Source organism: Paenibacillus enshidis (genome assembly GCF_042136365.1).
In the GTDB taxonomy this organism is placed as follows: Bacteria; Bacillota; Bacilli; order Paenibacillales; family Paenibacillaceae; genus Paenibacillus; species Paenibacillus enshidis.
Window position 1 is genome coordinate 65,031 of sequence record NZ_JBHHMI010000007.1, and the last position, 25,624, is coordinate 90,654.

Here is a 25,624-nt window from a genome sequence, read left to right on the forward strand (position 1 = left end):
ATATCGGGCCTGTCTATGACAAAATTCCGACAGTTTGTTTTTACGTACCCACCTATTATAAACCTGACCCGGCGGGTGTTCAACCGGATGAGCTATAAAAAAAGTGCTTTTGTCCTTGACGGGCAGGCGCTGTCATGGCTTGAGGCCCTGCCGAAACTGGAGTATACTGAAAAAGTAGAAAGCAAGGAAAAGGAGGAAAAACAATGATTACAATTACGGATCCCGCTGCCGAGCGCCTGAAGGAAATGCTTGCACAGCAGGAAACGCCGAATATGTTCCTGCGCCTTGGTGTAACGCCAGGCGGCTGCACAGGCTTCTCATACGCAATGGGCTTTGATGATCAGGAAAGCGATCAGGATATATATATGAATGTTCAGGATTTAAAGGTGGTAGTGGAGAAGGAAAATCTTCGTTACCTTGACGGTCTGGAAATCGACTTCGAGGAATCGGGTATGTCCGGCGGCTTCACCATCCATAATCCGAACGCCATCGCCACGTGCGGCTGCGGCTCGTCCTTCCGCACACGCGACGACGCAGGCGCACCGAGTCCGGAGCAGTGCTAAAGCGACGGTTTAATGCACCTCTTGGCTCTCGCTATATAACAGCAGCAAATAATAACCTCCGTAGCGGGATAGTACCTCTATCTGCGTTATGGAGGTTTTTTTACGGCATAAAAGCCAGTCGTTTTTTATTTCTTAAAAAAGGAGAACGAATAGGCGAACAGTTTATGGTGAAAAATAATGAAAATATTGATATAATCGTTGTAAGGTTCATCGAATGATTTCAGGTCTTCTCTTTAAGGTTCCATCCGCAGCCAGAGCAGCTTCCGCGATTAGACTAAATTTTATGGTTGAACGAAAAGGGGACAGGACAAGTGAGAGTGAAACTGAAATTTACGAACAAAGGGAAAACAGCGGTTGAAAAGTTCAGCAATGACGAGTTACTTGAGATTTTCTCACGCTACAGCAACACGCTGACTAAGAAGTATGACATTGAAGTTGTGGTGCCCGAAGAAGCCAATCCGAGCATTATTGGGGATGGTTCTATAGAGCTGCGTCTGGAACGAGTGAACTGTGATGTGGATACGTTTCTTAAAGAGCTGGGCAGAGATATCAAGGTCCCTTTGGTGAAAAGGCTGGGCACGAAGCTGGATAATGTATTTAAAACGGAAGTTATAGAGACCGAATGAACAAACTCGAACGTCATTTGCCCGGTTGGCGGTGAGGGCAGGGTTGCCGTACGCGTTTGCTTTCTTTTCGGGAGCCCAGCGGCAGAAGGCGCAGCTTTCCTTTCAGCGGCACAGGGAAGCTGTTGATGATCTATAATTTTTAGCGGAATATTATTTTTTCTGTATTTCGGAATTTTATTCATGAAAGACAAAAAGACAGTTCGCGGCTTGAACTTTAAGCCTGACGGACTGTCTTTTTGTCATGAAACTAATGATCTTATAGGTTTACATGATATGGACGCAGCTTGCCGGGATCGAATGCAGGCACAAGGCCCTCGGCGGCGGCGTGGCCAAGCAGGGCCTCAATCGCGGCATAACCGCTCTCCCCAAGATCGGCCGTGAAATCATTAACGTACAGGTTGATATGAGACTGCGCCACATCCGGGGACATCTCCTGGGCGTGCGACAGCACGTAATCCCGCGCAGCCTCGGGATGCTGCCACGCATATTCTACAGAGGCGCGGATCCAACTGGCGATTGCTTTCAAATCGAGACTTCGGCGGGCAATGATGGCCCCCAGCGGAATGGGAAGCCCCGTATCCTCTTCCCACCAGCTGCCCAGGTCCACCTGCAGGCTGAGCCCGTATCCCGGGTAGGTAAAGCGCGCTTCGTGAATGACCAGGCCCGCGTCCATCCGGCCGTCCCGTACCGCTGGCATAATCTGGTCAAATGGCATGACGACGATCTCGCCCACACCACCTGGCACATGCCTGGCCGCCCAGAGGCGGAACAGCAGGTAGGCGGTTGAACGTTCACTCGGCACTGCGACACGCTTGCCGGACAAAGCCGCCGGGTCGGTGGAGCCGTCAAGCGTCAGCACGAGCGGGCCGCAGCCGCGTCCCAGTGCGCCGCCGCAAGGCAGAAGGGCGTAGTCATCCAGCACCCAGGGCAGGGCGGCATAAGAAATTTTCATAACATCCAGACCCTCGGGCGTTACGGCCAGATTGTTCGTAATATCGATATCGGCATACTTGACCTCAAACTCGGGTGTGCCCTCCACCAATCCGTGTACCAATGCGTGAAATACAAAGGTGTCGTTGGGGCATGGCGAAAATGCAATCTTCATCTTATAAAACCTCCGTTAAAATCTTGAATGCAGCCTCAAGCGACTGCAGCGCCTCCTTGATCCGCCATTCGGCGCGGTTGCGGGGGCCAACGGCATTGGAAATGGCGCGAACCTCAAAAGCGGGCAGTCCGGCGGAGCGGGCGGCCATAGCGACCCCGTAGCCTTCCATCGCTTCGGCGGCAGCGCCCGGTACCCGCTTTGCCAGCGCCGCTGCGGTGGCGGCTGTGCCCGTCGCTGTGGACACGGTCAGCACCGGGCCGGCACAGACTTGCAGGCCACCGGCTGCAAGGAGCTGCGCCCAGCGACCGGCGGTCGCGGCGTCCACCGGCAGACGGCTGGAGCCGAAGCCAAGCTCGTCCACGCTGCTGAAGCCCTCCGCCGTCTCGGCGCCAAGATCGGCGGCGATGATGGAGGTCGCGAGCACGACTGATTCCACGGGTGCGACGCCGGCAAAACCTCCGCCGATGCCGGCGCTGATGACAGCCCGGTAGCCGCCTGCCGCAAGCTGTCCTGCCGTAAGGGCGGCGGCCGAAGCCGGGCCCACCCCGGCCAGGTGCACATCAAAGCGCACGCTGCCGTTCAGGCCGCGCAGCACGGCTTCCCGCTCGGCTTCTACGGCGGTCATAATCAATATGCTTTCGTTCAAAAGTGCATCCCTGCTTCCATCATTCGATTCGTTATTCATCATACACCTTTTGAAAGCAGCGTTCAAAATATCCGAAGCTTGGAAGAAAGCAAAAAAAGCGCCCGCAGGCGCTTGAAAAATCAGTTCCTTAAAATTAATGAACACCCTGAAACAGCGTGATGTCCCGGTCATAATGACTTTTACTGCCATCAGTATTGCGGACGCGTACGGCCGCATCCGAGAACATTTCGACAATCCCGGTTCCGATCTCACAGTACACGCCTGTCGGATCCTCCTGCCATACCGTAACGGGGGTTTGGGACAGGGCGGCTATAAAAAAATCGATATTTTTTTGCAGAATGCGGGGTTTTTTCTTCGAGTCCATAGATCGTCCTCCCGGATTTTGGCTTTGCTGGGCCAGTGACGCCACACAAAAAATTGTTCAAGTAATGACTTTAACGTCTATAGCCTGTTTTGTAAAGAATAAAAGTTGTTTGTTTACGCATATTTTACATTTTGTTGATATACTGATGGTGAATGGATAGCAAGACAACATTGCAGCTAATAGACAATTCCAATTATGCGGTAAATGATGGAGGTCATCATGATTAAAGAAGAAAGTCACGTCGAGAGCGACAAAGCACGGGCAGCCCGTTATTTCAACCGTGATCTTAGCTGGATCGAGTTTAACCGCAGGGTGCTGCAGGAAGCGCAGGCTGCGGACACCCCGTTGCTGGAGCGGGCCAAATTTCTTGCGATCGTCTCCAGCAATCTGGACGAATTTATGTCCGTGCGCGTAGCGGAAACCAGGGAGAAAATCAAAGCCGGCTTCATGCAAAAGGATTTTACGGGTTATGCCCCGTCAGGTCTGTACAAGCGGTTAATCAAAAGAATTTCGGAGATGGTGTCCGAGCAGTACAAAACCTTCCGCGAAGTATCGCGCCAGATGGGCAGGAAAGGGCTTGTGTTTCTGGATTACGAAGATTTGAACGCCACCCAGCGCAAGGCGTTGGATACTTACTACCATGACATTATTTTTCCGGTGCTGACGCCGATGGCGGTCGATCAGAGCCGGCCGTTTCCGCTTGTGCATCACAGGTATATTTATCTTGCGGTTGTGCTGCGGCGGAAGGGAGACCGTTCGGATGAAAAGCCATATTTCGCCATCGTGCAGGTTCCGTCGAATATTCCGCGTGTGGTTGCCGTTCCACGCCGCGCGAACAGTAAAAACAAGCATTTTATCCTGATCGAGGATTTAATCAAGCATCATGTTCATACTTTGTTCAGCGGATACATCCCGGAATCTGTCCATGGCTTCCGGGTGACGCGCAATGCCGATCTGAGCATTAATGAAGAAGAAGCAGAGGATCTTCTGGAAGAGATCGAGAAGGAGCTGCGCCGACGGAGAAGGGGGGCCCCTGTAAGGCTGGAGGTCGAGAAGGGCATCCATCCTTATGCGCTGCTGGAGCTGCAGACGGAATTCGAGCTGTTCGATCACGTGTTCGAAGCAGACGGGCCGCTGGATCTCGGATTTCTTTCCTCTTTTACCGACAGTCTTGAAGGCTACTCGCATCTGCGTTTTCCGCAGATCAAGCCCTTGTATCCACCGGAGCTGCCGCTGCGCGAGGATATGTTCGAGGTGCTGCGCAGCCGCGATGTGCTGGTATATCACCCGTATGAATCCTTTGATGCGGTCACGGATTTTGTGCTGGAGGCATCCGAGGATCCTGAGGTGATGGCCATCAAAATGACGTTGTACCGGGTAAACGGAGAATCCCGATTGATCTCCGCCCTGGCACACGCGGCCGAATCTGGCAAGCAGGTTACGGTTGTCGTTGAGCTGAAGGCAAGATTTGATGAGGAACGTAATATCGCCTGGGCGCGCAAGCTGGAAAAGGCGGGGTGTCATGTCGTTTACGGGCTGGTCGGCCTCAAAACCCATGCGAAAATCATCCTTGTCGTAAGGCATGAGCAGAATTCTCTCAGACGTTATGTGCATGTAGGAACAGGCAACTATAATGAAAGCACGGCCAGAGTATACACGGATGTCGGGCTCTTCACGTCCAATCCGCTCATTGGCGAGGACGCCTCAGGGTTGTTCAACGAAATTACCGGCTTTTCCGCTGTCAAGCAGCTGCAGGCCCTCACTGCCGCCCCGACAGGGCTCAAGCCCAAGCTGTTTGAATTGATCCGGCGGGAATCCGAACATGCCAAAGCCGGCAGGCCGGCCAAAATTATAGCCAAGGTGAACTCCTTGTCCAACCAGGAGATGATTGATGAGCTGTATGAAGCTTCCCAGGCGGGGGTCAAGATCGACCTGATCGTGCGCGGAGTATGCTGCCTGCGTCCGGGAGTGCCGGGACTCAGTGAAAACATACGGGTCATCAGCATCGTTGACCGGTTTCTGGAGCATTCAAGAATCTTTTATTTTGAGAATGCAGGCCATCCGGAAGTATTCCTGTCCAGTGCGGATTGGATGACACGCAATTTGACACGCAGGATTGAGCTGATGTGCCCTGTGTTTGACGAAGAACTCAAGCAGATGGTGGTTGACATTCTCCAGCTTTCCCTTAGCGATAATGTAAAGTCCAGACAACTGATGCCGAACGGAAGCTATCGTTTTGTGACAAACGACAGCCCGTCCGTCCGCAGTCAATTTGAGGCGATGAAGGTCACGCGTTGGAAGAAAGAATTACCGACCACGATAAAATAATATCCCAGGCTTTTTGCACATCCTTGGCCGTGTTTTCCATGGCCTTCAACTCCAGAATAGGTTCCTCCCGGCTGTGCAGACGCAAATGGAGAGAGCCGTTGTCGAAGGAAGGAACCAGGTTGTCCACCAAACCGGTTTCACTGCGGTCCAGCGCGATGCCCAACTGGAGCAGGGAACCGATGCGGTGGACTTTTTGCATATCCATAGGCTGCAGGATGTCTTTATGGGCATGAAGCAGGCGCTCGGTCCGGTTTTTCGGATGGTAGTCGGCGGCGATGGCGGCCAGAACGATTTCCCGGTGTGACAAGCCCCCTAGTCCGGCACGCATGATCCAGTATACGCTGTGCTGGGTGTAATGATAATAGCTCAGGACGGTGCCGGCTTTATACAGCATAGCTGCGGTGCGGATCACCCGTTCATCCTGCAAGGAGACCTCACCGGTCAGAAGCCCGTACAGCCGCAGTGTATAGTTCAATACCCGATCAAGGTGAGCCGGGGCGGCGGGAACGCCGAATTCCAGCACATTGCGCAGCGAGCTTTCAAGCGGATCTGGCAGCACGGGATTATCCGGACGCACAAGCTCGTGGAACAGCCCGTCCCGCAGGCCTGCCCCGCTGATCAGAAAGGATGCTCCCTTGGCTGCACGGAAGATGGTCTGGAGAATAATCAGACCCGGTATAATAATGTCGGCTCTGTCCTTGGACAGGCCGGCAATTTTTTTGCGCTGTCCGTTGCTGAGACGGGGCAGATGGGCGAACATCCGGTCAACCTCATCCGCTGCCATCTCATAATGGTGGGCTACCTGCAGGGAGTAATCCCGTGTCCGCTGGCTGATTTTGGCCAATGTTCTCATCGTTCCCCCAAGTCCGATAAAGGGCAGGCCCGGATTTGAAGTGATCCATGGATGCTCCGCAAGGGCGGATTGAACGTATTTTTCCAGCTTGGCGATCTGGGGCGTGTCCCAAATTCCGTCGTTGTTCTCCTGACCAAAGTGGAGGTTCATATTTACGGCTCCGAATGGAAAAGAGAATGTTCCGAGCCGTTTCCGCTCCCTGAACAGGGTGACCTCCGTGCTCCCCCCGCCAATATCAATGATCATGCCATCACGTACGTTCATCGTGTTGACTACACCGAGAAATCCGGCGTTGCCCTCTTCCTCTCCCGACAGCACCTCCACCTGCAATCCGGTTTCTTCCGCGATCCAGGCCACAACCTCTTCAGAATTTACGGCATTACGTATGGCAGCCGTTGCCCCGGCTCGAAGCCGGGACACTTTATTCTGTTCGCATATGGATACAAATTGTCGTAAAAGGGGGGTTATACCCAGCACAGCCTCCCGTTCTATTCTTCCGTCGGGTCCGACCTTTGCGCTGAGCCGGGCCGATTCCTTGTATTCTCGCACGATACGGAATGCTCCCGTATCCGTTATTTCATAGATAACAAGCCGAATGGAGTTGGAGCCGATATCCATGATGCCTATGCTGCTGTGCATGATGTACACTCCCTTAATAGTGATCTGGCAAGTCGCCGGCTGACGTCAAAGCCGTAGCTCTGTGATGTCAAGCTAATAAACATTATTGTACCAATACTGCAACGCAGATACTACCATTTCACTGCGCTGTGGACAAAACAGGCCCCGGCCTTGGACAAACATACAAGAAAGAAGGAGTCTCTTTGAGTAAGTATATTGCAGGGGATCCGGAAAGGAGATTTGCTATGTCCAGACAGCTTGCAAGCAAATTACGGAAGACGGAAGCGCTGCTGAAAAACGGGCATGTTGCGGCCCATATTCCCCAGACGGTTAAATATTCTTCCGAAGAATTAAGACGTATGCTGGAGCGGTACAAATTTGTATTCATTAAGCCGGTGAAGGGAGGAGGGGGACACGGAGTCATCAAAGTGGGAAGGCACACGTCGGGCTATTATTGTACACGCCTATCCCAGACATACCGTTGTTCACATTTTGAGGAGCTTGCGAGGGTTTTGTCCACCATTAAGCTTAAAAGACCTTATCTGATACAGCAGGGGATCGAACTGGCCACGATTGGTGGCAGACCGATCGATTACAGAGTCAAGACGGTAAAAAACGGAGGGCACTGGGAATTCCGCGCGATGGTGGGAAGGCTCGCCCGCCCCGGTCTGGTCGTCACCAATTTGTGCAAGGGAGGCACACTTCTTCCGGGAGCAGTCGGATTGAAGCGTTCTTTAAGAGGATTTTCAGCCAAGGCCAAACGCAGGGAAATGCGAGAGCTCACTCTGCTGTGTATTTCAGTACTGGAGGCATATTTTCCAGGAATAGGGCAGCTGGGGTTTGACTATGGCATTGACCGCAGTGGAAGGATATGGATCCTTGAAGTCAATACACGTCCACAGTAATAGCTGTATAAGGAGCGTTTATAGCAGCATTTGACAGGGTAATAGAGTTCCTGCAAGCCAATCCTAATATATTTTTTTATCCACATTTGTTCACTTCAAGGCTGTGCATAACTTCTATCCACATTGTCCACGGTGATTTATCACAGCATTGGATTACTTACCAACAAACTGTGCACAGGATTTCCACAGCCGCTTGTGGATAACAAGAACGCTTGTTCCTGTCTGTCTATTTTGATAGAATAGGAGCGAGGAAAAAAAAGGAAAGGTGTGTCGGAGATGGGTATGCTGACGGACGAGATGCTGCTGGAATCCTATCACTTGGCAATCGAGCTTGATCTAGAGGACGATTTTATCTCCTTGCTATTGGCAGAGATCTATAGAAGAAATCTGACCATTACGGATTATTCTCTTCATTAAGGAATCTTCAATATTCTGTTGCTCAGGTTGAGGATAGTCCGTTTATGCTGCCAGCCAGATGAACACTTAAATAAAGGGCGCTTTACTCCCAATGATGAAAATGGGGGTAAAGCGCCCTTTCATGTCATATGCTAGGATAGCCTCACTTTTTGAACAACCTCTTTTAACTACGTCCAAAGTCCGCCTCTATGCAAAGCATAGGTGGGGGGAGTTCACAGCTTCATATTGCTGCTGTGTCCCGGTGACAGCTTGGCATCGGGATCAATATACACCTTGGCGTTATTTACTGCCGTAGGCGCTTCGCCAAAGCCGACGGCAATCAGCTTCAGCTTGCCAGGATAGGTTGTAATATCCCCTGCCGCGAACAGCCCTGGAATATTGGTTTGCTGACGGGTATCGACCACAATGGAATTGTTTTCGATTTCAATCCCCCATTCGGCAATAGGTCCCAGAGAGGACACGAAGCCGAAGTTGACGATCACATCATCCACTTCAATCGTTTGTGTTTCCTTTGTTTTTATGTGAGACAGCGTAACCTGGGTAATCCGCTCTTCCCCATGCAGCTCCGTAATCTCGGTCGGTGTAATCACCTGAACCTTGGATGCCATCAGATTTTCAACACTGTGCTCATGGGCACGGAATTTATCACGCCGGTGAATGAGCGTTACTTGCTCCGCAATCGGCTCCAGCATGAGCGCCCAGTCCACCGCCGAATCACCGCCGCCGCTGATGAGCACTTTTTTGCCGGCAAAGCGGTTCAGATCACTGACAAAATAATGAAGATTGCTTTTCTCGAAGCGGGCCGCTTCCGGAAGCTCAAGTCTGCGGGGCTCGAAAGCGCCGACACCTGCTGTAATAATCACGGCTTTTGCGTGATATTCCGCAGCATCGGTCGTCACGACAAAGTGACGCTCCTCTTTTTTCACGACAGACAATACCTTTTCCTCCAGGCGAATCGTCGGGTTAAAGTGATTCATTTGCTGCACGAGATTGTTGACCAGCTCCTGTGCGGTCACTTTCGGGAAGCCTGCTACATCGTATATGTATTTTTCAGGATACAATGCTGCAAGCTGGCCTCCAAGTTGGGGCATACTTTCTATTAAGGTGACGGATGCCTGACGCATACCGCCGTAGAAAGCGGCGAATAAACCTGCAGGCCCACCCCCGATAATAACCAGATCGCTCATATTAGCACCTGTTGATGGCTCTGTCATTCGTTCTACACCTCCACAATGTACATTGAATCATTCGTATATCAGCATACATCCTCCGCACGTCTGATTCAATTTCTATATATTATAAACGCAGGGCAGGTTGTTGCAAAGTTAAGAGCCTCACAGACAAAGAAAGAACAAACCGGAAGGGGTATCCATATGGGCAGCATTCCTAAAATTGTAATTCTCGGTGCAGGCTACGGCGGCATTTTGACCGCGCAAAACCTGCAGAAGGCGCTCAGGCACAAAGAGGCCGAGGTGACGCTCGTTAACCGTCATGACTACCATTACATCACGACCCACCTGCATATGCCCGCTGCGGGCACAGACTCGATTGAACACGCCAGAGTTTCGATTTCCGGACTTATTGATGGGTCCAGGGTGGATTTTGTGAAGTCCACCGTACAGGCCATCAAGCTGGATGAAAAAAAGGTGATTCTGGATCAAGGCTCTCTTGATTTTGATTATCTTGTGCTGGGGCTCGGCGGCGAGCCCGAAACTTTTGGCATCCCGGGCATGTTGGAGAATGCGCTGACGATCCGCAGCATCAATTCCGTGCGGCTAATCCGGGATCACATCTCTTATCAACTGGCCATGTACAAAAATGACGGCAATCCGGCCAGACTGACCTTTGTTGTCGGTGGAGCGGGCTTTACAGGCATTGAATTTGTAGCTGAGCTGGCAGACCGGCTGCCAATCCTGTGCAGGGAGTACGATATTCATCCGCAGGACATTAAAATCATCAATGTGGAAGCCGCCCCGACGGCATTGCCGGGCTTTGATCCCGAGCTTGTCGAATATGCAATGGACGTCCTGAAGGGTAAAGGCGTAACTTTCAGAATCGGCGTTCCAATTAAAGAATGTCTCGCTGACGGCGTTATTATCGGTGAGGGTGAAAAAATTCCTGCAGGCATGGTCGTCTGGACCGGTGGCATCCGCGGCAATCATGTGATCGAGGAAGCAGGCCTGGAGGTGATGCGCGGACGGGTGAAGGCTGACGAGTATTTGCGTGCCCCTGGCCATGATCATGTATACGTGATCGGCGACAATTCCGTGTTTATGAACCCGGAAGGGCGTCCTTATCCGCCGACGGCGCAGATTGCGATGCAGCAGGGGGCAGTCTGCGCGAGAAATATCGCTGCCGCCATCCACGGCAAGGAGCCGCAAAAATTCAAGTTCAGCAATAAAGGAACAGTGGCCTCCTTAGGCCGTGGAGAGGCGGTTGCCGTCGTGGGCGGAAGAAAGATCAAGGGCTGGGTGGCGGCACAACTCAAGAAAATCGTTGACATCCGGTACCTGTTCATTATCGGTGGCATTCCGCTGGTGCTGAAAAAGGGAAGATTTTTTTAAATGAACGCCTCCTGCAAGCTAAAAAGCCGTTCACGGTTAAATGTGAACGGCTTTTTCCATGCATTGGCTTTACAGTTTCATCATTTCTCCGAACGAAGCCGTATCCAGCAGGCTGCCGACGTAGAATGAGCCGAATTCGCCGAAGCGGGCGCTGACTTCGTCGAAGCGCATTTCATAGACAAGCTTCTTGAATTGCAGCGCATCGTCAGAGAAGAGGGTAACGCCCCACTCCCAATCATCAAAGCCGACGGAGCCTGTAATAATCTGCTTGACCTTGCCAGCATAACTGCGTCCGATCAAGCCGTGGCTGCGCATCATGCCCTTCCGCTCATCCATGGACAGCATGTACCAGTTATCGCTCAGGTCACGCTTCTTGTTCATCGGATAAAAACAGATATAGCGGTTCTTCGGCAGAACCGGCTTCAAGCGTGCGACAATCTGCGGATTTTGCATCGGGTCCTCGTCCTTGCCTCCCAGATAATTGCTCAACTCTACCACACTTACATAGGAGTAGGCTTTTGTTGTATATTTGGCAAAGGTAGTTTTGTTGAACTCCGTTTCAAGCTTGTTCAAATCCTCAAGCGTCTCGCGCAAGTGCATCATGACGAAATCGGCTTTCTGGCCAATGATTGCATACGCTGTTGAGCTTCCGGCAGTCGCTGCTTCCACATCGGACCATTCCTTCATAAAATCATTCAGCTCGTCCAACGCGCCGGCGCGTTCTTCATCATCCGCCGCCTTCCAGGCTGTCCAGTTAATGGACCGGAAATCATGGAGCGCATACCAGCCTTCCAGTGTGGCTGCCGCTTCATTTGTGGTTGATGCGGGTTGATTCATTCACGTTCACTCCTGTTCTTGGCATGTTTCACCCCTCCCATTCTATCCCATTCGAAAGCGGCGGGGCAAATGAAGGAATGGTGAACAACCGGTGAGGAACCGCAAAAAGGACGAATTTGTGAAATTTGACGAATACGGGTGGCTGCGGCCGCCATAATCCCGCAATTTTACCTTTATTTCCGCATCGATAAGAGGTCCAAGTATGATAGAATAGAAAAACATCTTGGAGAACGTGATGTGAGTGAGGAAAGGAAGAATGAACGATGCGTTTGAAGAACCTGCTGCATTTCACCGAAAACCACCGTTACTGCGTCTACCGGGAATTTGGCCTCAGCACCATGGATGAGGTCATGTTAGGCCAGGTATATCAGCCTCTTGTAGGCGCATTTGCCATCAGTCTGTACCGGCTGCTGTTCCAGCAGATTCCTGCGGGCCGGATCGGCTATTCGCAGCCTGAACAGCAGCGCAGCCTGTTCCTGACACTCGGTCTGGAGCCGAGCGAAAAAGGGCGCAAACTCCTGATTGAGCAGACCTCCAAACTGGAGGCGGTCGGTCTCCTGCAGACTTCACGCCTATACGTACCTGAAGCGGATGATTATATGTATGAATATGAGATGCAGCCGCCGCTTTCGCCGCCGGAATTTTTTCGCACCCAGCATCTTACGCTGCTGCTGCGCGACAAAATCGGCAAATTCGCAGTGCTGTCCCTGCGATCCTCTCTGTGGAGCGAGGAGACGGCTGAATGGACGAATACCACCCGCAATAAAGAAAATATTTCCGTACCCTTTTACGAGCTGTTCGAGCTCAATACCCATGTCATCGATTATGAGCTGGAGCAGGCGCTGGCCGAAGTATCCGTATCACGGCCAAAGGGGGCGGTTCTGCTGGAAGAAGAGGAGAGTATCAACTATGCGGACATCATTCTCCGTTTTCCGCGGGAATCGGCCAACCGCAAGCATGTAGAGCGGCTGCGCTTTGATCATGAGCAGTTCGGAGCCGTGAAGTACGTTGCCCGCAAATATGCGCTGACTACCCAGGATATCAGCCGCCTGCTTGACGAGGACGGAATATTCAGCGTGCAGGGCGAGCTGCTGCTGGACGAGCTGCAGTACAAGGCCAGTCTGCAGTTCAGACAGGACTTGAAAAGGCAGGAGGCGCAGCAGATCAAGGCGGCCAAGGTGATCGCCCTCCGGCAGGAGCTTAATGCTGTGCCGGATGAGCTGACGGAAGAGCAGCCTGTCGAGATGGAATTTTATGTGGAAGTGCCTATGCAGTTTGCCGATAAATGTGATATTCATCAATATAATATGATGCTGCGCAATGAACCGTATAACCGGCTGCTGCAAACCTTTTTCCCCGGCACGGTGCCAGGCAATCTCCTGGACATTTTCGAGAAGCTGGATTTAAACTACAAGCTGCCCGGCGAGGTCATTAATGTGTTGATTCACTATCTGGTCACCCTGCTTACGACGGGCAATGAGCAGCGGATCAACCGCAATTTTGTGGAAGCAATCGCCTCCAATATGCTGCTGAAGCAGGTCAATACCTACGAGAAGGCTGTTGAATATATACGTGATCAGGCCAAGGTAAAAGGCAAGCAGGCCGCCGGTGCTCCACGTGCGCGTACGCATAAGGGCACATCGGGCAAACCGGCGATCCCGGTCATCCAGAATCAATCCTCAGGGGACGCAGTATCGGAAGAAGAGTTAAAGGAAGCTCTCCGCATGGCGGAGCAGCTGCAGGCCGGACGGAAAAACAGTTAATGCTTAGAGATTGGAAAGGAAGATCAAGTCATGGAATCGATGGGAGACTTGCTGCAGCAGCTGCAGAGTCCCTCCTTCCGTCAACGCTCCCGCAGCATTGCCGAGCAGGTGATGAACGACCCGCTGGTCATGGAATTTCGCGCCGAGCATCCGGAGCTGAAGGAGGAACAGCTGCGGCTCAATATGAGCCGACTTTACCAATATGCGCGGGATCGCCGCAACTGCAGCCAGTGCCCGGGGCTCGAGCGCTGTCCGAATGATTTTCAAGGCCACTACTGCAAGCTTGCGGTTGAACAGATCAACGGACAACCGCAGATTGTGGATTCGCGCACTCCGTGCGGTCTTCAGTTTGCGCATGAACACGAACAGCAGGTTAGACAGCGGATTCGCAGTTTTTATGTTGACGAACGGGCGCTGCGGGAAGGATATGACGCAGTGGAGATTGCCCGCAAGGATTTGCAGCGGGTCCATGCTGTGAATCGAATATTCCGTTATATTACCGATACAAAGGAAAATGGGCTTCAAACACAGGGGCTGTACCTTGAGGGATCGTTCGGCACCGGGAAGACATACCTGATGGGTTATATGCTGAATGAACTGGCTGCGGCCGGATACAATGGAGTCATCGTCTATATGCCGGATTTTGTCGAGGATTTGAAATCGATGATCCAGGAGGGGCAGAAGCTGAAGGAAACGACGGAACTGCTGAAAAATTGCGATCTGCTCGTCTTTGATGATATCGGGGCCGAAAATTTGAGCCCTTGGGTCAGGGACCATGTGCTGGGTTCCATTCTGAATTACCGTATGAACCGCAAGCCCACTTTTTACACCTCCAACTATTCACTGCAGGATCTGGAGCGGCACCTGAGCTTTACAAGCCGGGATGGGGAGGAGCTTTACAAAGGGCAGCGTCTGATGGACCGGATTCGTCCATTTGTGGATGTCGTCTCTGTGAAGGGCAAGAACCAGCGCGGTTCATAGCGATCTTGGATAAGATCTGTATTCTTTGGAGTACATCGATTGATATTTCTATTTCTATCGAAACAATTGTGTGCTATAATGTTGAATGTGTCTTAACAGACACAACAGGTTATAATATATTTATACGACTTTCCCATAAGGAGGAATTTGTAATGGCTATTGTGAATGTGTCTGATCAATCTTTCAATACAGAAGTTGAAGGTCAAGGAACGGTTCTTGTTGATTTCTGGGCTCCATGGTGCGGACCTTGCAAAATGATTGCTCCGATTCTGGAAGAGCTGTCCGCAGAAGTTGGCGACGACGTAAAAATCGCTAAAGTGAACGTGGACGAAAATCCGGAGTCTGCTTCCCGTTTCGGCGTGATGAGCATTCCAACCCTGATCTTCTTCAAAGACGGCCAGCCTGTTGACAAAGTGGTAGGTCTGAATTCCAAAGAAGCGCTGAAAAGCATAATCAGCAAGCATCAGTAACAGCACCCGTATCCGGGGTCGGCATCGACCTCTGCTGCTTTAGGGTCTGATTCATGCCTCCGGTGTTAACCGGGGGCGTTTTTTCGTATTCTATAGTAGAATAAGACCATCATGGGAGGAGAGACCGGGAGAATGGAATCCTATACGGATGCCCTGCGGGAGCAGGAGAAGGCGTTGGAGAACATCAATAACAAACTGGCGCTGCTTCCGGACTCATCGGGCTGTTACCTGATGAAGAATCGGGAAGGCACCATCATCTATGTGGGTAAGGCCAAAGTTTTGAAGAACCGGGTGCGGTCTTACTTTCGCGGCAGCCATAACGGAAAAACGCAGCGCCTTGTCTCCGAAATCCGCGATTTTGAATACATTGTCACTGCCAGTAACATGGAAGCCCTTATTCTTGAATGCAATCTGATCAAGAAATACCAGCCGCGCTACAACGTGCTGCTGAAGGATGACAAAACATTTCCTTACCTCAAAATTACGAATGAACCGCATCCGCGCCTGGAGGTTACGCGGCGGGTGCTTAAAGATAAAGCAAAATATTTCGGGCCTTATCCCAATGCTTATGCGGCCCATCAGACGAAGAAGCTGCTGGACCGGATGTATCCCCTGCGCAAATGCGGGGCCATGCCCAAGGAGGTATGCCTGTATTATCACATGAACCAATGCCTTGGTCCGTGTGAGTACGAAGTGAGCCAGGAGACGTACCAGCAGATCAGAGAGGAAATCAGCTCATTTCTCAGCGGAGGGCATGAGGAGATCAAGAAGGAACTGCAGCGCAAAATGCAGGAAGCGGCGGAGGAGCTCTACTTCGAGCGTGCGAAGGAGCTACGGGATCAGATTATCAGCATTGAGGCCTTGATGGAGAAGCAGAAGATTACAACGGCCGATACGAAGGATCGCGACGTGTTCGGCTTTGCCGTAGACAAAGGCTGGATGTGTGTGCAGATTTTGTACGTCCGCAAAGGTAAAATGATCGAACGTCACATGTCGACCTTCCCGTTCTATGGTGAGCCGTACAATGACTTTATTTCTTACGTGACCCAATACTACAGTGATAATCCGGCGCTGCCGCAGGAAATTCTGCTGCCTGACGCGCCATCTGTGGAGGGCTCTGCCTCCGGGGAAGAGCAGAATGTGACAGGAGCGGATCTGCAGCAGGCGGACCGGGCGGCGGAGTCTGCTGCTGTCTACACCGCCGGTGAGAACTCTCTGATGGAAAAAGGGCAGCAGGGCGAGGAAGACCCGCAGTTATCGGCAGGTGGCGGCCTGGAGGAACCCCATACGGCGGCAGCCGCGCTGCAGCAATGGCTTGAGATCAAGGTGCTGCTTCCGCGGCGAGGGTTGAAGCGTCAGATGGTCAGCATGGCGACGGAGAACGCCCGGGTCGCGCTGGATGAGAAGTTCCGCCTGATCGCCAGGGATGAGGAAAGAACGTCCAAGGCGGCGGATAATCTGGGTCGCGCCATCGGCCTGGAGAGCCTGCACCGCGTGGAGGCGTTTGATAACTCCAACATTCAAGGGGCCAACCCGGTATCCGCGATGATCGTGTTTATCGATGGCAAACCGGCCAAGAAGGAATACCGCAAGTACAAAATCCGCTCTGTACAGGGACCGGATGATTATGAAACGATGCGCGAGGTCATCCGCCGCCGTTATGAACGGGTGCTGAAGGAAAATCTGGAGATGCCCGATCTCATTGTGGTGGACGGCGGGCGCGGCCAGATTTCGGCTGCGGTGGATGTGCTGCAGAACGAGCTGGGGCTGTTCATCCCGGTATGCGGTCTCGTCAAGGATGCCAAGCATAAGACGTCCCAGCTGCTCGTCGGCGATCCGCCGGAGACGGTGGCGCTTCCGCGCAACAGTGAGGAGTTTTACCTGCTGCAGCGCATCCAGGAAGAGGTTCACCGCTTCGCCATTACGTTTCACAGGGAGCAGCGCGGCAAGTCCATGGTGACCTCCAGACTGGATTCAATTCCGGGCATTGGGGAAAAACGGCGCAAACTGCTGCTTAAGCATTTCGGCTCCATTAAAAAAATAAAAGAGGCCAGTGTTGAAGATTTCCGGCCTCTCTCGATCGGCGACAAGCTCGCCACACAAATTATAGCTGCCCTTCAGGATGAGGAGTCGTAATAAACGGCTTCTCTTTTTTAGTAGGGTTGAAGAGATACACTACATAGCCGACTACAGCCGGCAGCACCATCCCGATGGCTCCTACGGCGATGTTGACGACATCTCCCATCGACATCAGGCTGATGCCCATCAGAATGCTGTCAAATATGACATGACTGAACATGGCGGTAATGAAGCCGTATTTAAGGAAAATAAAGCTGAACAGCAGCCCGAGGAACAGCAGTTCAATCGGACGGGTGATGACAGGATAAATCGGGTACAGGGTATGTCCGAACGCCCAGATCAGTGAGCTGAGGGCGCTGGCGGCCAGCGTGCTGCGCACGATCTTTCTCAGCATCGGGATGCCGAACAGCCTGTAAAGCGCTTCTTCCCCGATTCCCGCCATCCAGGCCATGATCGGCAGCAGCCAGGCGTAGGTCATATTATACGGCGACTGCGTTTCATCGATGGTGGACCAGCTGCCGATCAGCAGGTTGAGAATGACAAAGATGACGGACTGAACCCCAAGCAGGATGAAAGCCCACACATATCCGGCGCCCATGCTGCGCAGCACATACACTCCATATCCGGGCTCCTTTGCACGCGGCCACGGGTTGAGTCCTGCTGTTTTCCAAAGCCCGTTGCCTCCTACAAAGGAGAAGTAAATGATAACTCCCATCATCAGATTAAAGATGATTTGCAGACCGATGCCGAAGATCAGGATGTCGCTATTGGCGGATTGGGCTTGCAAATAAGGCATCATGTTGAGCAGAGTCAGCACCGAAATGGCAAAATAAACGAAGCTCAGAATAATACCGCGGGTAAACGAGGTATGACGTCGGGTCAAGCTGCTGTACACCACGGCAAGCACACCGAGCACAAAGGAAAACAGCATGTAGCCGATATAGTACAAAAGGTTGGCAAGCTTCGTCTGTTGATCGACATATTCCGTATGGGAAGAAGGAACGGCAAAGGAGGACTCCAGAGAGCGGACACCCCCGTTTTCAAACGTCAGTCTGACCTGAAGCATAGCATCCCCGATCTTGCTTCCTTCGTCCGAATAGGTAAGTCCGGGTTCACCTTCCCTGGTCTCAGCGGTTAGATTTTCCGTGTTATACCCCATTTGCTTCAGCAAAGGGGCAGCCAAAGCCTTTTTATCTGCAAGCGGCATACCTTCTTCGTATGCCCGCAGCAGTCCGCTCCGGGTTTCACCGTCAGGAAGAGCCTCGGTGTTGTTATAAAATCCGTCCCCGTTTTGAATAATAAAACCGGCAGGCTTCCCCGTCTGCAGACCGACATCAACCATGACGGTGCGGTCCTGCGCCGGGTCGGGAAGGCTGACCCGGTAAAATTCGTAAGGATACTTCCCGCCCCACTTCCGATTGTATTCGGGGATAAGCTGCTCTTTGGAAAGATACCCGTACAGTTCGGAATGTGCTTCATAGGCGGGAGCGGGCATTCCCCCTGCCGACTCTTTAAAACCCAAAACGGACTTGGCAAAGCCTTCTGCGCGCTCTACAGCCTTCTGTTTGCTGATTGCCTCCCCTGGCTGATTCTGGCTTAAGGATGCGAGAACCGGCAGCAGCACCTGCAGCAGCAGAAACACGGCGAGGCCGATGATGCCCAGGATGCTCAGCTTCTTGAAATCAGCGGTTAATTTAACCGGTTTTCCTATGGGATTCATCTAATACCTCCTTCATATGGACCATTTTAACATCTTTCCGTGAGAAGTTCCCTTCCTTTGCAGGAAGGGGATGAAAGGACCGCCATCGCTTCATAAACGTGTGTAAATGCGATGAAAAAGATGAAAGAATACAATAATGTAGGATTCATGAGAGCTGGAACGCTTCTTTTGCTCTGAATTGGCGTTATTTGAGCCTTTTTCATGAAAAGCATCTTTTGTGATGTACAAGGAGAAGGTTTATAATTTGTTTGCAATTGCATACAAGCCGAATTTCGTTATGAATACGGGGGAACCATTTAATTGGGGTGAATTTCGCATCTGGTCATGGGCCGGGTCTGAATAGGGCGATTTCTGCGGCCCGAATCCGTCAGCTAACCTCGTAGGCTGCAGGCAGGAACCTGGTCAGGCACTTGGTTTTCCGGTGTCTTTTTTTAATGACTTTTTCTAGAGGTGTATAATGATAATTCCCAAATTGAAATGGCTGCGCCTTTCCCCTCCGCGCATTCTCGTGAGCGGTTTTGCCCTTATTATTTTGCTCGGTGCAGGACTGCTTATGCTGCCAATCTCCAATACGTCGGGGGTGCCGCTGCCTTTTATTGACGCTTTGTTCACAGCGACGTCGGCTACTTGTGTGACCGGTCTGGTCGTTGTGGATACAGGCACGCATTTCACGGTATTCGGTCAGGTCGTCATCGCGCTGTTAATTCAGATCGGAGGCCTTGGCTTCATGACAATGGCTACCTTGCTGGCTCTTGTGTTCAAACGCAGAATTTCGCTGAAGGAGCGGCTGATTCTTCAAGAAGCGATGAATCAAACCTCCATGGAGGGTATTGTCGCCCTGATCCGCAAGGTGCTGTTGTACTCGCTAACCATAGAAGCAGTGTGTGCCGTAGTGTTCGCGGTCCGTTGGTCCTTTGACATGCCTGTAGGCAGAGCTATTTATTTCGGGGTGTGGCATGCCATTTCGATGTTCAACAATGCGGGTTTTGACCTGTTCGGCGATTTCCGCAGCCTGACGTTATACGTCAACGATCCGGTTGTCAACTTTACAGCCATGTTTTTGATCGTTACCGGCGGTATCGGTTTTGTGGTCATGTCGGATCTGGTGGAATACCGCAAGAAAAGAAAGCTGTCCCTGCATACCAAAGTCGTGCTTACGATGACGGCTATTCTTATTATTGCAGGAGCGCTCGTTATTTTCGTCTTTGAATTCACCAATCCGAAGACGCTTGCCAGCCTTCCCTGGTCAGGCAAAATCCTGGGATCGTTGTTCCAGTCGGTTACGCCCCGTACGGCGGGCGCCAATACGCTGGATATTGCGGGACTCCGTCAGGCCACGCAGTTTTTCATTATTATATTGATGTTTATCGGCGCGTCTCCAGGCTCAACGGGGGGCGGCATCAAAACGACGACCTTTACGATCATGGCTGGAGCCGTTGTGTCCATGATTCGCGGAAGGGAAGATATCGTGATTTACCGTTACCGTCTGGCTCAGGATCGTATTTTGAAAGCACTCACGATTACACTGCTCGCCCTTTTTCTCGTGATAGCTGTTACGATGATCTTGACGACTACAGAGGATCGTCATTTTCTGATGATTCTGTTCGAAACGACCTCTGCATTCGGAACAGTCGGGCTTTCCATGGGGCTGACGCCCGATTTGTCGGTGATCGGCAAAATATTGATTAGCTTCACGATGTTTGCGGGCAGGCTCGGACCGATCACGCTCGCATATGCTTTGGGCAAAAAACAGAACAAAGAGCTTTACCGTCACCCTGAAGGCAAAATGATTATTGGATAAGGGAGTTACAGATCAACAATGAAGATTCAGCAGTTCGTGATTATCGGTTTGGGACGCTTTGGCTCCAGCCTGGGATTGCAGCTTATGGAAATGGGATACGAGGTGCTTGGCATCGATAGGGATGAAGATGTCGTTGAGGAAATGAGCGAGCATCTGACCCATGCGGTGGCCGGTGATGCAACCGATGAGCAACTGCTCCGTTCCATCGGGGTCCGCAATATGGATTGCGGCATCGTGGCCATCGGGGACGACATCCAAATGAGCATTCTCGCTACTATTCTATTGAAGGAACTGGGCATCAAGACCGTGGTGGCCAAAGCGATCTCCAAGCTGCACGGAAGGGCGCTGGAAAAGCTGGGGGTGGACCGTATCGTATATCCGGAGCGGGATATGGGCATACGGGTCGCTCACCAGCTGGTTACCCCCAATTTGCTTGATTATCTGCAGCTTTCCAAGGACTACACCATTGCGGAACTGAATGTGCCGGCATGCCTGAACGGCAAAACGCTGTCTGAGCTGAATACACGGACCCGTTTCGGCTGCAGCATCGTGGCCATTCACACCAGCAACGGGGTGCTGATTGCGCCGACGGCCATGGATAAGGTGCACCGTGATGACATCATGGTCATCATCGGTACAAATGATAACATCGGCCGGTTCGAGGAAGAAGTGGTTAATCAGTAATCATTCTGCTCATTTTGTAAGTGTTAATTAAAAAATAAGTGGGAATAGCTTGGATAATAATATCGATAAACGAGGCCGGTTGGAGGAAGAGGTATTTTCCTACCGCAGCACGAAGGACCAAAAAGTGATTCTATACTGGCAAGGCAGACAAGTGATGATCTTGCAAGGAAAAGATAGCGAAAAATTCCTGCAGCGAATCGCCAATGCCAACGTCAGCCAAGAAGAACAGTTGATTATGGCCAAGGTCACAGGAAATTTTAAGCGGGGAAACGAAAAGCTGCCAAAGCGCCGGTAGGACTAGGATCAAAATTTGACAGTACCCATAACAAGCTCCCTAAAAGCATCGACTTTGCTCAGACTGCTAATGAAGAATTAGAAATAGGAAACAAGGTCAAGGACAAAGGGAGTCTTCCCTGACCTTGGCCTTTCTTCTTACTTTTCTTGTAAGAGGGGTATGCACGATACCAGCGGAGAAAACGAAGCAATTCCGGAGAAGCGCAGCGATCGCCTTTGGCCCGAAGGGTCAACAGCGATCGGAGGAATGCTTCGTTTTCGGAGCGTCTCGGAACCCCCTCTTTACCTCACACCATCCGGTAGCCGGCAAAGGAGGCGCGGGTTTCCCCGATCCATTGTCTGGCCGCCGGACCATGCTCGGCGGTTTCGGAATAGATGAGGCAGGTCGTACGCCGGGTCTCCTTCAGCTCCGGAATATAGAGCGCCACCAGGCCGTTATCCAGCAGCAGCTCGGAACGCAGATAAGACTTCGGCAGCAGCGCGGCGGCCTTGCAGGTCGGCAGCAGCCGGACGATCGCCTCAAAGGAGTCGATTTCCATGCGGATATCGGGCATGATTCCGCTCAGTTGGAACAATTCGTCGGTCAGCCGCCTGTACCAGGTGCCTTTGGAGAAGGTGATCATCGGCAGGCTCTGCAGATCGGCCATCCCGATCATGCCGCTTTGTGCAGTCAACGGATGGCCGGCCGGAACGACCAGTTCCAGATGGTCATCAAACAGGGGGATACAGCTCAGGCCCGGTTCTTCAATGGCAGAGCCAACAATGCCAGCATCAGCCTTCTTGTCCCGCACAAAACCGACGATCTCATGTGTCTTGCCTGTCAGCAGCTTGAGCTCGGTGTGCGGATGTTTGTTCATGAAGGCCTCCACCAGCGTGGGCAGGGTTGTTTGAATCGTTGTAAGGCTCGCCCCGAGTGTCAGCTCGGTCCCGCCTTCGTTTTTATACTGGGACAGCTTTTGCAGGAAGCGGATTTGCCGCTGCCGCTGCTCCAGGGCAAAGGTATATACGAACCGGCCGGGAGAAGTCAGCTCCAGGCGCTTTCCGCGGCGGTTGAACAGCTTGACCCCCAACTCCTCTTCGAGCTTGGCGATTTTACGGGACAAGGCAGGCTGTGACAAATTTAACAGCTTTGAAGCTTTATTCAGGCTGGATTGCTCAACTACGACGGCATAGGCGTTCATTTCTTCAAACATGAAATAGGGTTCCTTTCTGCTGAATTTTCGGCGGTATGACCGGATCAGAAGGGTGCTAACGGGCTTTCATGTGGCATATGCATAAAAGGTATAACATTTAATAAATATATTGCAATTCCATTATAAGATAAAAAGGAGTAACATGTAAGCGACACAAGTTGTTCAAATTTGGATGTGTAAATGTATGGAACACTTTGTCGCGTCCTCCCGTCGGGAGCTGTCATTATGAATATATCATATGAAAACGCTGTTATTGGAAAGGGGTACACAACGTATGAAAGGGTATTATTCCCGCAAGATTCACTCGCTGCTCGGTGTCATTCCGCTCGGTCTGTTTTTTGTTGAGCATTTGATCACCAACTTTTCGGCTGTGGAAGGCGGCAAGGAAGGCTTTAACCGGAGCGTGGCATTCCTGAACGGCCTGCCGCTCGTATTAGTGCTGGAGATCTTCCTCATTTATCTGCCGCTGCTGTTTCACGGCATTTATGGTTTGTATATTGCGTATCAGGCCAAGCCGAACGTCAATAATTACGGATACGAGCGGAACTGGAGATATCTCCTGCAGCGCATTACGGGAATCATCGCTTTTGTATTTATCATCTGGCACGTGTACGATACACGCTTTCAGGTTGCGCTCGGCAATGTAACGCATAAAGAGCTTGGCGGATTGATGCACAACATTGTGACCAATCCACTGTTCTTTGTTCTTTACCTGATCAGTGTCGTAGCTGTATCCTACCATTTTGCCAACGGTCTCTGGTCCTTTTTCGTAAGCTGGGGCATTACGGTCGGACCGCGTGCGCAGCGTGTGTCCTCCTATATCTGCATGAGCATTTTTGCCATCATGTCGATTATGTTTATTGCAACGCTCTTTGCATTCCGCGGGGCTGAATTCCAGGAGGCAACGGCACTTGCGCAGTGGATTGGGGCCTTGAAAGTTTAAGTTCCGTTTCCGGGGGACCAAAGCGCCCCGAGTCTTATACCCATGCATTATTCAAGAAGGAGTGAGCATTCATGGCAGCAACCAATATCATTATCGTGGGCGGCGGCCTGGCCGGCCTGATGGCGACCATCAAAGCGGCTGAGGCAGGGGTTCACGTAGATCTGTTTTCATTGGTTCCGGTAAAACGTTCGCACTCCGTTTGCGCACAGGGCGGCATTAACGGAGCGGTAAATACGAAAGGGGAGGGCGACTCCCCTTGGATCCATTTTGACGATACGGTATACGGCGGAGACTTCCTCGCCAATCAGCCGCCGGTAAAAGCAATGTGCGAAGCCGCACCCGGTATCATTCATTTGATGGACCGTATGGGCGTAATGTTCAACCGCACGCCCGAGGGTCTGCTGGATTTCCGCCGCTTCGGGGGTACACAGCATCACCGTACGGCGTTTGCGGGCGCGACGACTGGACAGCAGCTGCTGTACGCCCTGGACGAGCAAGTCCGCCGCTGGGAATCGGCTGGTCTGGTTACAAAGTATGAGAACGCCGAGTTTCTGCAGGCTGTTGTTGATGACGAAGGAATTTGCCGCGGTATCGTGGCCCAGGATCTGAAGACGATGGAAGTGCAGACGTTTGCGGCGGATGCGGTTATTCTTGCGTCTGGCGGACCCGGCATTATTTTCGGCAAAACAACGAACTCTGTCATCAACACGGGTACAGCCGCCGGGGCGGTATACCAGCAGGGCGTGCGCTATGCGAACGGCGAGTTCATTCAGATTCATCCGACGGCCATTCCGGGTGATGACAAGCTGCGGCTGATGTCCGAATCCGCGCGCGGCGAGGGCGGACGGATCTGGACCTACAAGGACGGCAAGCCATGGTACTTCCTTGAGGAGAAGTATCCTGCCTACGGCAACCTTGTGCCCCGCGATATCGCTACCCGCGAGATCTTCAGTGTCTGCGTGGACGAGGGGCTGGGCATCAACGGCGAGAACATGGTGTATCTGGATCTGTCCCACAAGGACCCGAAGGAACTGGACGTCAAGCTCGGCGGTATTATCGAAATCTATGAAAAATTCGTAGGGGACGACCCGCGCAAGCTTCCGATGAGAATATTCCCGGCGGTTCACTACTCCATGGGCGGCATGTGGGTTGACTACAACCAGATGACCAACATCCCGGGACTGTTCGCCGCAGGCGAATGTGAGTACCAATATCACGGCGCAAACCGTCTGGGGGCGAACTCTCTTCTGTCTGCCATCTTTGGCGGCATGGTTGCGGGTCCCAAAGCGGTAGAGTACATCAAAGGTCTGAAGAAATCGGCCCAGGACGTTTCTTCCTCCGTATTTGAAGGTTACAAAACAAGACAGACGGAGAAATACGAAAAAATTCTGCGCAACGATGGCAACGAAAACGCTTATGTTATCCATAAAGAGCTTGGCGAGTGGATGACCAACAATATGACGGTTGTGCGCTACAATGACAAGCTGGAAGCGACGATCAACAAAATCAAGGAATTGAAGGAACGCTACACCAAAATCAATATTAACGATGCTTCGCGCTGGAACAACTCGGGCGCGGCCTTCACGCGTCAGCTCTGGAACATGCTGGAGCTGGCCGAAGCGATGACCAAGGGCGCGCTGCTGCGCAACGAAAGCCGCGGCGCACATTACAAACCGGATTATCCGGACCGTAATGACGCGGGTTTCCTCAGAACGACCATTGCAACCTGGACGCCTGACGGACCGAAAATTTCCTATGATCCTGTTGATGTGTCGCTGATCGCGCCACGGATCCGCGATTACTCCAAGAATAAATAAGTGCTGAGCTTGTAAATACCTGTTTTGAATACAGCAGCCAAGCTGCCCGGCTC

23 protein-coding genes and 1 riboswitch are annotated in these 25,624 nt (G+C 52.0%); of the genes, 15 read left to right on the forward strand and 8 right to left on the reverse strand.

The window, feature by feature from the left end; translation table 11 throughout:
* The first annotated feature begins 203 nt into the window (after nucleotides 1–203).
* Together ACE41H_RS10275 and ACE41H_RS10280 are read left to right on the forward strand one after the other, a co-directional pair.
* Nucleotides 204–563, forward strand: coding sequence for a HesB/IscA family protein (locus ACE41H_RS10275; RefSeq protein ID WP_375355135.1), 360 nt, complete (start codon nucleotides 204–206; stop codon nucleotides 561–563).
* 311 nt (nucleotides 564–874) lie between these two features.
* Nucleotides 875–1,189 carry a hypothetical protein gene (locus ACE41H_RS10280; protein WP_375355136.1) on the forward strand — a complete coding sequence of 105 codons (315 nt, stop codon included), beginning with the start codon at nucleotides 875–877 and terminating at the stop codon, nucleotides 1,187–1,189.
* A gap of 256 nt (nucleotides 1,190–1,445) precedes the next feature.
* On the opposite strand, the gene ACE41H_RS10285 is transcribed toward ACE41H_RS10280, so the two are convergent.
* The 3 genes from ACE41H_RS10285 to ACE41H_RS10295 all read right to left on the reverse strand — a co-directional run bounded on the left by ACE41H_RS10285 (nucleotide 1,446) and on the right by ACE41H_RS10295 (nucleotide 3,304).
* Complete coding sequence (locus ACE41H_RS10285) at nucleotides 1,446–2,294, reverse strand: 1,4-dihydroxy-6-naphtoate synthase (protein ID WP_375355137.1); 849 nt, start codon at nucleotides 2,292–2,294, stop codon at nucleotides 1,446–1,448.
* A 1-nt stretch (nucleotide 2,295) separates the two neighbouring features.
* Complete coding sequence (locus tag ACE41H_RS10290; RefSeq protein ID WP_375355284.1) at nucleotides 2,296–2,979, reverse strand: futalosine hydrolase; 684 nt, start codon at nucleotides 2,977–2,979, stop codon at nucleotides 2,296–2,298.
* A 94-nt stretch (nucleotides 2,980–3,073) separates the two neighbouring features.
* Nucleotides 3,074–3,304 (reverse strand): hypothetical protein, encoded by a 231-nt coding sequence (locus tag ACE41H_RS10295; protein WP_375355138.1) that lies wholly within the window; start codon nucleotides 3,302–3,304, stop codon nucleotides 3,074–3,076.
* Between the two features lie 219 nt (nucleotides 3,305–3,523).
* Between ACE41H_RS10295 and ppk1 the strand changes: the two genes are divergently transcribed.
* On the forward strand, nucleotides 3,524–5,632 hold the full coding sequence (gene ppk1 / locus ACE41H_RS10300) for a polyphosphate kinase 1 (protein ID WP_375355139.1): 2,109 nt from the start codon (nucleotides 3,524–3,526) through the stop codon (nucleotides 5,630–5,632).
* Here ppk1 and ACE41H_RS10305 read toward each other — a convergent pair.
* A complete protein-coding gene (locus ACE41H_RS10305) occupies nucleotides 5,592–7,124 on the reverse strand; it encodes a Ppx/GppA phosphatase family protein (RefSeq protein ID WP_375355140.1) in 1,533 nt (510 codons plus the stop codon). The two genes, ppk1 and ACE41H_RS10305, sit on opposite strands and share 41 nt — an antisense overlap.
* Nucleotides 7,125–7,348: 224 nt before the next feature.
* Here ACE41H_RS10305 and ACE41H_RS10310 point away from each other — a divergent pair, with 224 nt between their 5' ends.
* Together ACE41H_RS10310 and ACE41H_RS10315 are read left to right on the forward strand one after the other, a co-directional pair.
* The gene (locus tag ACE41H_RS10310) at nucleotides 7,349–8,008 is read left to right on the forward strand and encodes a YheC/YheD family protein (protein ID WP_375355141.1); all 660 of its coding nucleotides are present in this window, start codon (nucleotides 7,349–7,351) and stop codon (nucleotides 8,006–8,008) included.
* A gap of 276 nt (nucleotides 8,009–8,284) precedes the next feature.
* Nucleotides 8,285–8,425, forward strand: a complete 141-nt coding sequence (locus ACE41H_RS10315) for a sporulation histidine kinase inhibitor Sda (RefSeq protein WP_375355142.1) — start codon at nucleotides 8,285–8,287, stop codon at nucleotides 8,423–8,425.
* Between the two features lie 212 nt (nucleotides 8,426–8,637).
* Here the strand turns inward: ACE41H_RS10315 and ACE41H_RS10320 are convergent, their stop codons facing one another.
* Nucleotides 8,638–9,639: an NAD(P)/FAD-dependent oxidoreductase gene (locus tag ACE41H_RS10320; protein WP_375355143.1), complete on the reverse strand. Its 1,002-nt coding sequence runs from the start codon at nucleotides 9,637–9,639 to the stop codon at nucleotides 8,638–8,640.
* Between the two features lie 159 nt (nucleotides 9,640–9,798).
* Here ACE41H_RS10320 and ACE41H_RS10325 point away from each other — a divergent pair, with 159 nt between their 5' ends.
* Nucleotides 9,799–10,989 (forward strand): NAD(P)/FAD-dependent oxidoreductase, encoded by a 1,191-nt coding sequence (locus tag ACE41H_RS10325; protein WP_375355144.1) that lies wholly within the window; start codon nucleotides 9,799–9,801, stop codon nucleotides 10,987–10,989.
* A 69-nt stretch (nucleotides 10,990–11,058) separates the two neighbouring features.
* Here ACE41H_RS10325 and hemQ read toward each other — a convergent pair whose 3' ends face one another.
* Nucleotides 11,059–11,826 (reverse strand): hydrogen peroxide-dependent heme synthase, encoded by a 768-nt coding sequence (gene hemQ, locus ACE41H_RS10330; RefSeq protein WP_375355146.1) that lies wholly within the window; start codon nucleotides 11,824–11,826, stop codon nucleotides 11,059–11,061.
* Between the two features lie 263 nt (nucleotides 11,827–12,089).
* Here hemQ and ACE41H_RS10335 point away from each other — a divergent pair, with 263 nt between their 5' ends.
* The 4 genes from ACE41H_RS10335 (at nucleotide 12,090) to uvrC (ending at nucleotide 17,176) form a co-directional block, all read left to right on the forward strand.
* On the forward strand, nucleotides 12,090–13,589 hold the full coding sequence (locus ACE41H_RS10335; RefSeq protein WP_375355147.1) for a DnaD domain protein: 1,500 nt from the start codon (nucleotides 12,090–12,092) through the stop codon (nucleotides 13,587–13,589).
* Nucleotides 13,590–13,619: 30 nt separating this feature from the next.
* Entirely contained in the window at nucleotides 13,620–14,570 is a 951-nt protein-coding gene (gene dnaI / locus ACE41H_RS10340; RefSeq protein WP_375355148.1) for a primosomal protein DnaI, read from the forward strand.
* A gap of 152 nt (nucleotides 14,571–14,722) precedes the next feature.
* Nucleotides 14,723–15,040 carry a thioredoxin gene (gene trxA / locus ACE41H_RS10345; RefSeq protein ID WP_375355149.1) on the forward strand — a complete coding sequence of 106 codons (318 nt, stop codon included), beginning with the start codon at nucleotides 14,723–14,725 and terminating at the stop codon, nucleotides 15,038–15,040.
* Nucleotides 15,041–15,172: 132 nt separating this feature from the next.
* Nucleotides 15,173–17,176: an excinuclease ABC subunit UvrC gene (gene uvrC / locus ACE41H_RS10350; protein WP_375355150.1), complete on the forward strand. Its 2,004-nt coding sequence runs from the start codon at nucleotides 15,173–15,175 to the stop codon at nucleotides 17,174–17,176.
* Here uvrC and ACE41H_RS10355 read toward each other — a convergent pair.
* Nucleotides 17,145–18,839, reverse strand: a complete 1,695-nt coding sequence (locus ACE41H_RS10355) for a CPBP family intramembrane glutamic endopeptidase (protein ID WP_375355151.1) — start codon at nucleotides 18,837–18,839, stop codon at nucleotides 17,145–17,147. The genes uvrC and ACE41H_RS10355 overlap by 32 nt on opposite strands.
* Before the next feature lie 253 nt (nucleotides 18,840–19,092).
* Nucleotides 19,093–19,240, forward strand: a riboswitch (cyclic di-AMP (ydaO/yuaA leader).
* Between the two features lie 56 nt (nucleotides 19,241–19,296).
* Between ACE41H_RS10355 and ACE41H_RS10360 the strand changes: the two genes are divergently transcribed.
* From ACE41H_RS10360 to ACE41H_RS10370, 3 genes are read left to right on the forward strand one after another with little or no spacing between them, the layout of a single operon-like run.
* Nucleotides 19,297–20,640, forward strand: coding sequence for a TrkH family potassium uptake protein (locus ACE41H_RS10360; RefSeq protein ID WP_375355152.1), 1,344 nt, complete (start codon nucleotides 19,297–19,299; stop codon nucleotides 20,638–20,640).
* A gap of 18 nt (nucleotides 20,641–20,658) precedes the next feature.
* Nucleotides 20,659–21,324, forward strand: a complete 666-nt coding sequence (locus tag ACE41H_RS10365; RefSeq protein WP_375355153.1) for a potassium channel family protein — start codon at nucleotides 20,659–20,661, stop codon at nucleotides 21,322–21,324.
* A 49-nt stretch (nucleotides 21,325–21,373) separates the two neighbouring features.
* A complete protein-coding gene (locus tag ACE41H_RS10370; RefSeq protein ID WP_375355154.1) occupies nucleotides 21,374–21,619 on the forward strand; it encodes a hypothetical protein in 246 nt (81 codons plus the stop codon).
* Between the two features lie 286 nt (nucleotides 21,620–21,905).
* On the opposite strand, the gene ACE41H_RS10375 is transcribed toward ACE41H_RS10370, so the two are convergent.
* Entirely contained in the window at nucleotides 21,906–22,811 is a 906-nt protein-coding gene (locus ACE41H_RS10375; protein WP_375355155.1) for a LysR family transcriptional regulator, read from the reverse strand.
* Nucleotides 22,812–23,085: 274 nt separating this feature from the next.
* Between ACE41H_RS10375 and ACE41H_RS10380 the strand changes: the two genes are divergently transcribed.
* On the forward strand, nucleotides 23,086–23,754 hold the full coding sequence (locus ACE41H_RS10380) for a succinate dehydrogenase cytochrome b558 subunit (RefSeq protein ID WP_375355156.1): 669 nt from the start codon (nucleotides 23,086–23,088) through the stop codon (nucleotides 23,752–23,754).
* 71 nt (nucleotides 23,755–23,825) lie between these two features.
* A complete protein-coding gene (sdhA, locus tag ACE41H_RS10385; protein WP_375355157.1) occupies nucleotides 23,826–25,571 on the forward strand; it encodes a succinate dehydrogenase flavoprotein subunit in 1,746 nt (581 codons plus the stop codon).
* The last annotated feature ends 53 nt before the right edge of the window (nucleotides 25,572–25,624 follow it).

What these genes read in the sequence shown, in the direction of transcription:
- ACE41H_RS10275 (WP_375355135.1), top strand. Translation starts at nt 204, where the DNA reads ATGATTACAATTACGGATCCCGCTGCCGAGCGCCTGAAGGAAATGCTT.
- ACE41H_RS10285 (WP_375355137.1), bottom strand. Translation starts at nt 2,294, where the DNA reads ATGAAGATTGCATTTTCGCCATGCCCCAACGACACCTTTGTATTTCAC.
- ACE41H_RS10290 (WP_375355284.1), bottom strand. Translation starts at nt 2,979, where the DNA reads ATGAATAACGAATCGAATGATGGAAGCAGGGATGCACTTTTGAACGAA.
- ACE41H_RS10295 (WP_375355138.1), bottom strand. Translation starts at nt 3,304, where the DNA reads ATGGACTCGAAGAAAAAACCCCGCATTCTGCAAAAAAATATCGATTTT.
- ppk1 (WP_375355139.1), top strand. Translation starts at nt 3,524, where the DNA reads ATGATTAAAGAAGAAAGTCACGTCGAGAGCGACAAAGCACGGGCAGCC.
- ACE41H_RS10305 (WP_375355140.1), bottom strand. Translation starts at nt 7,124, where the DNA reads ATGCACAGCAGCATAGGCATCATGGATATCGGCTCCAACTCCATTCGG.
- ACE41H_RS10310 (WP_375355141.1), top strand. Translation starts at nt 7,349, where the DNA reads ATGTCCAGACAGCTTGCAAGCAAATTACGGAAGACGGAAGCGCTGCTG.
- ACE41H_RS10315 (WP_375355142.1), top strand. Translation starts at nt 8,285, where the DNA reads ATGGGTATGCTGACGGACGAGATGCTGCTGGAATCCTATCACTTGGCA.
- ACE41H_RS10320 (WP_375355143.1), bottom strand. Translation starts at nt 9,639, where the DNA reads ATGACAGAGCCATCAACAGGTGCTAATATGAGCGATCTGGTTATTATC.
- ACE41H_RS10325 (WP_375355144.1), top strand. Translation starts at nt 9,799, where the DNA reads ATGGGCAGCATTCCTAAAATTGTAATTCTCGGTGCAGGCTACGGCGGC.
- hemQ (WP_375355146.1), bottom strand. Translation starts at nt 11,826, where the DNA reads ATGAATCAACCCGCATCAACCACAAATGAAGCGGCAGCCACACTGGAA.
- ACE41H_RS10335 (WP_375355147.1), top strand. Translation starts at nt 12,090, where the DNA reads ATGCGTTTGAAGAACCTGCTGCATTTCACCGAAAACCACCGTTACTGC.
- dnaI (WP_375355148.1), top strand. Translation starts at nt 13,620, where the DNA reads ATGGAATCGATGGGAGACTTGCTGCAGCAGCTGCAGAGTCCCTCCTTC.
- trxA (WP_375355149.1), top strand. Translation starts at nt 14,723, where the DNA reads ATGGCTATTGTGAATGTGTCTGATCAATCTTTCAATACAGAAGTTGAA.
- uvrC (WP_375355150.1), top strand. Translation starts at nt 15,173, where the DNA reads ATGGAATCCTATACGGATGCCCTGCGGGAGCAGGAGAAGGCGTTGGAG.
- ACE41H_RS10355 (WP_375355151.1), bottom strand. Translation starts at nt 18,839, where the DNA reads ATGAATCCCATAGGAAAACCGGTTAAATTAACCGCTGATTTCAAGAAG.
- ACE41H_RS10360 (WP_375355152.1), top strand. Translation starts at nt 19,297, where the DNA reads ATGATAATTCCCAAATTGAAATGGCTGCGCCTTTCCCCTCCGCGCATT.
- ACE41H_RS10365 (WP_375355153.1), top strand. Translation starts at nt 20,659, where the DNA reads ATGAAGATTCAGCAGTTCGTGATTATCGGTTTGGGACGCTTTGGCTCC.
- ACE41H_RS10375 (WP_375355155.1), bottom strand. Translation starts at nt 22,811, where the DNA reads ATGTTTGAAGAAATGAACGCCTATGCCGTCGTAGTTGAGCAATCCAGC.
- ACE41H_RS10380 (WP_375355156.1), top strand. Translation starts at nt 23,086, where the DNA reads ATGAAAGGGTATTATTCCCGCAAGATTCACTCGCTGCTCGGTGTCATT.
- sdhA (WP_375355157.1), top strand. Translation starts at nt 23,826, where the DNA reads ATGGCAGCAACCAATATCATTATCGTGGGCGGCGGCCTGGCCGGCCTG.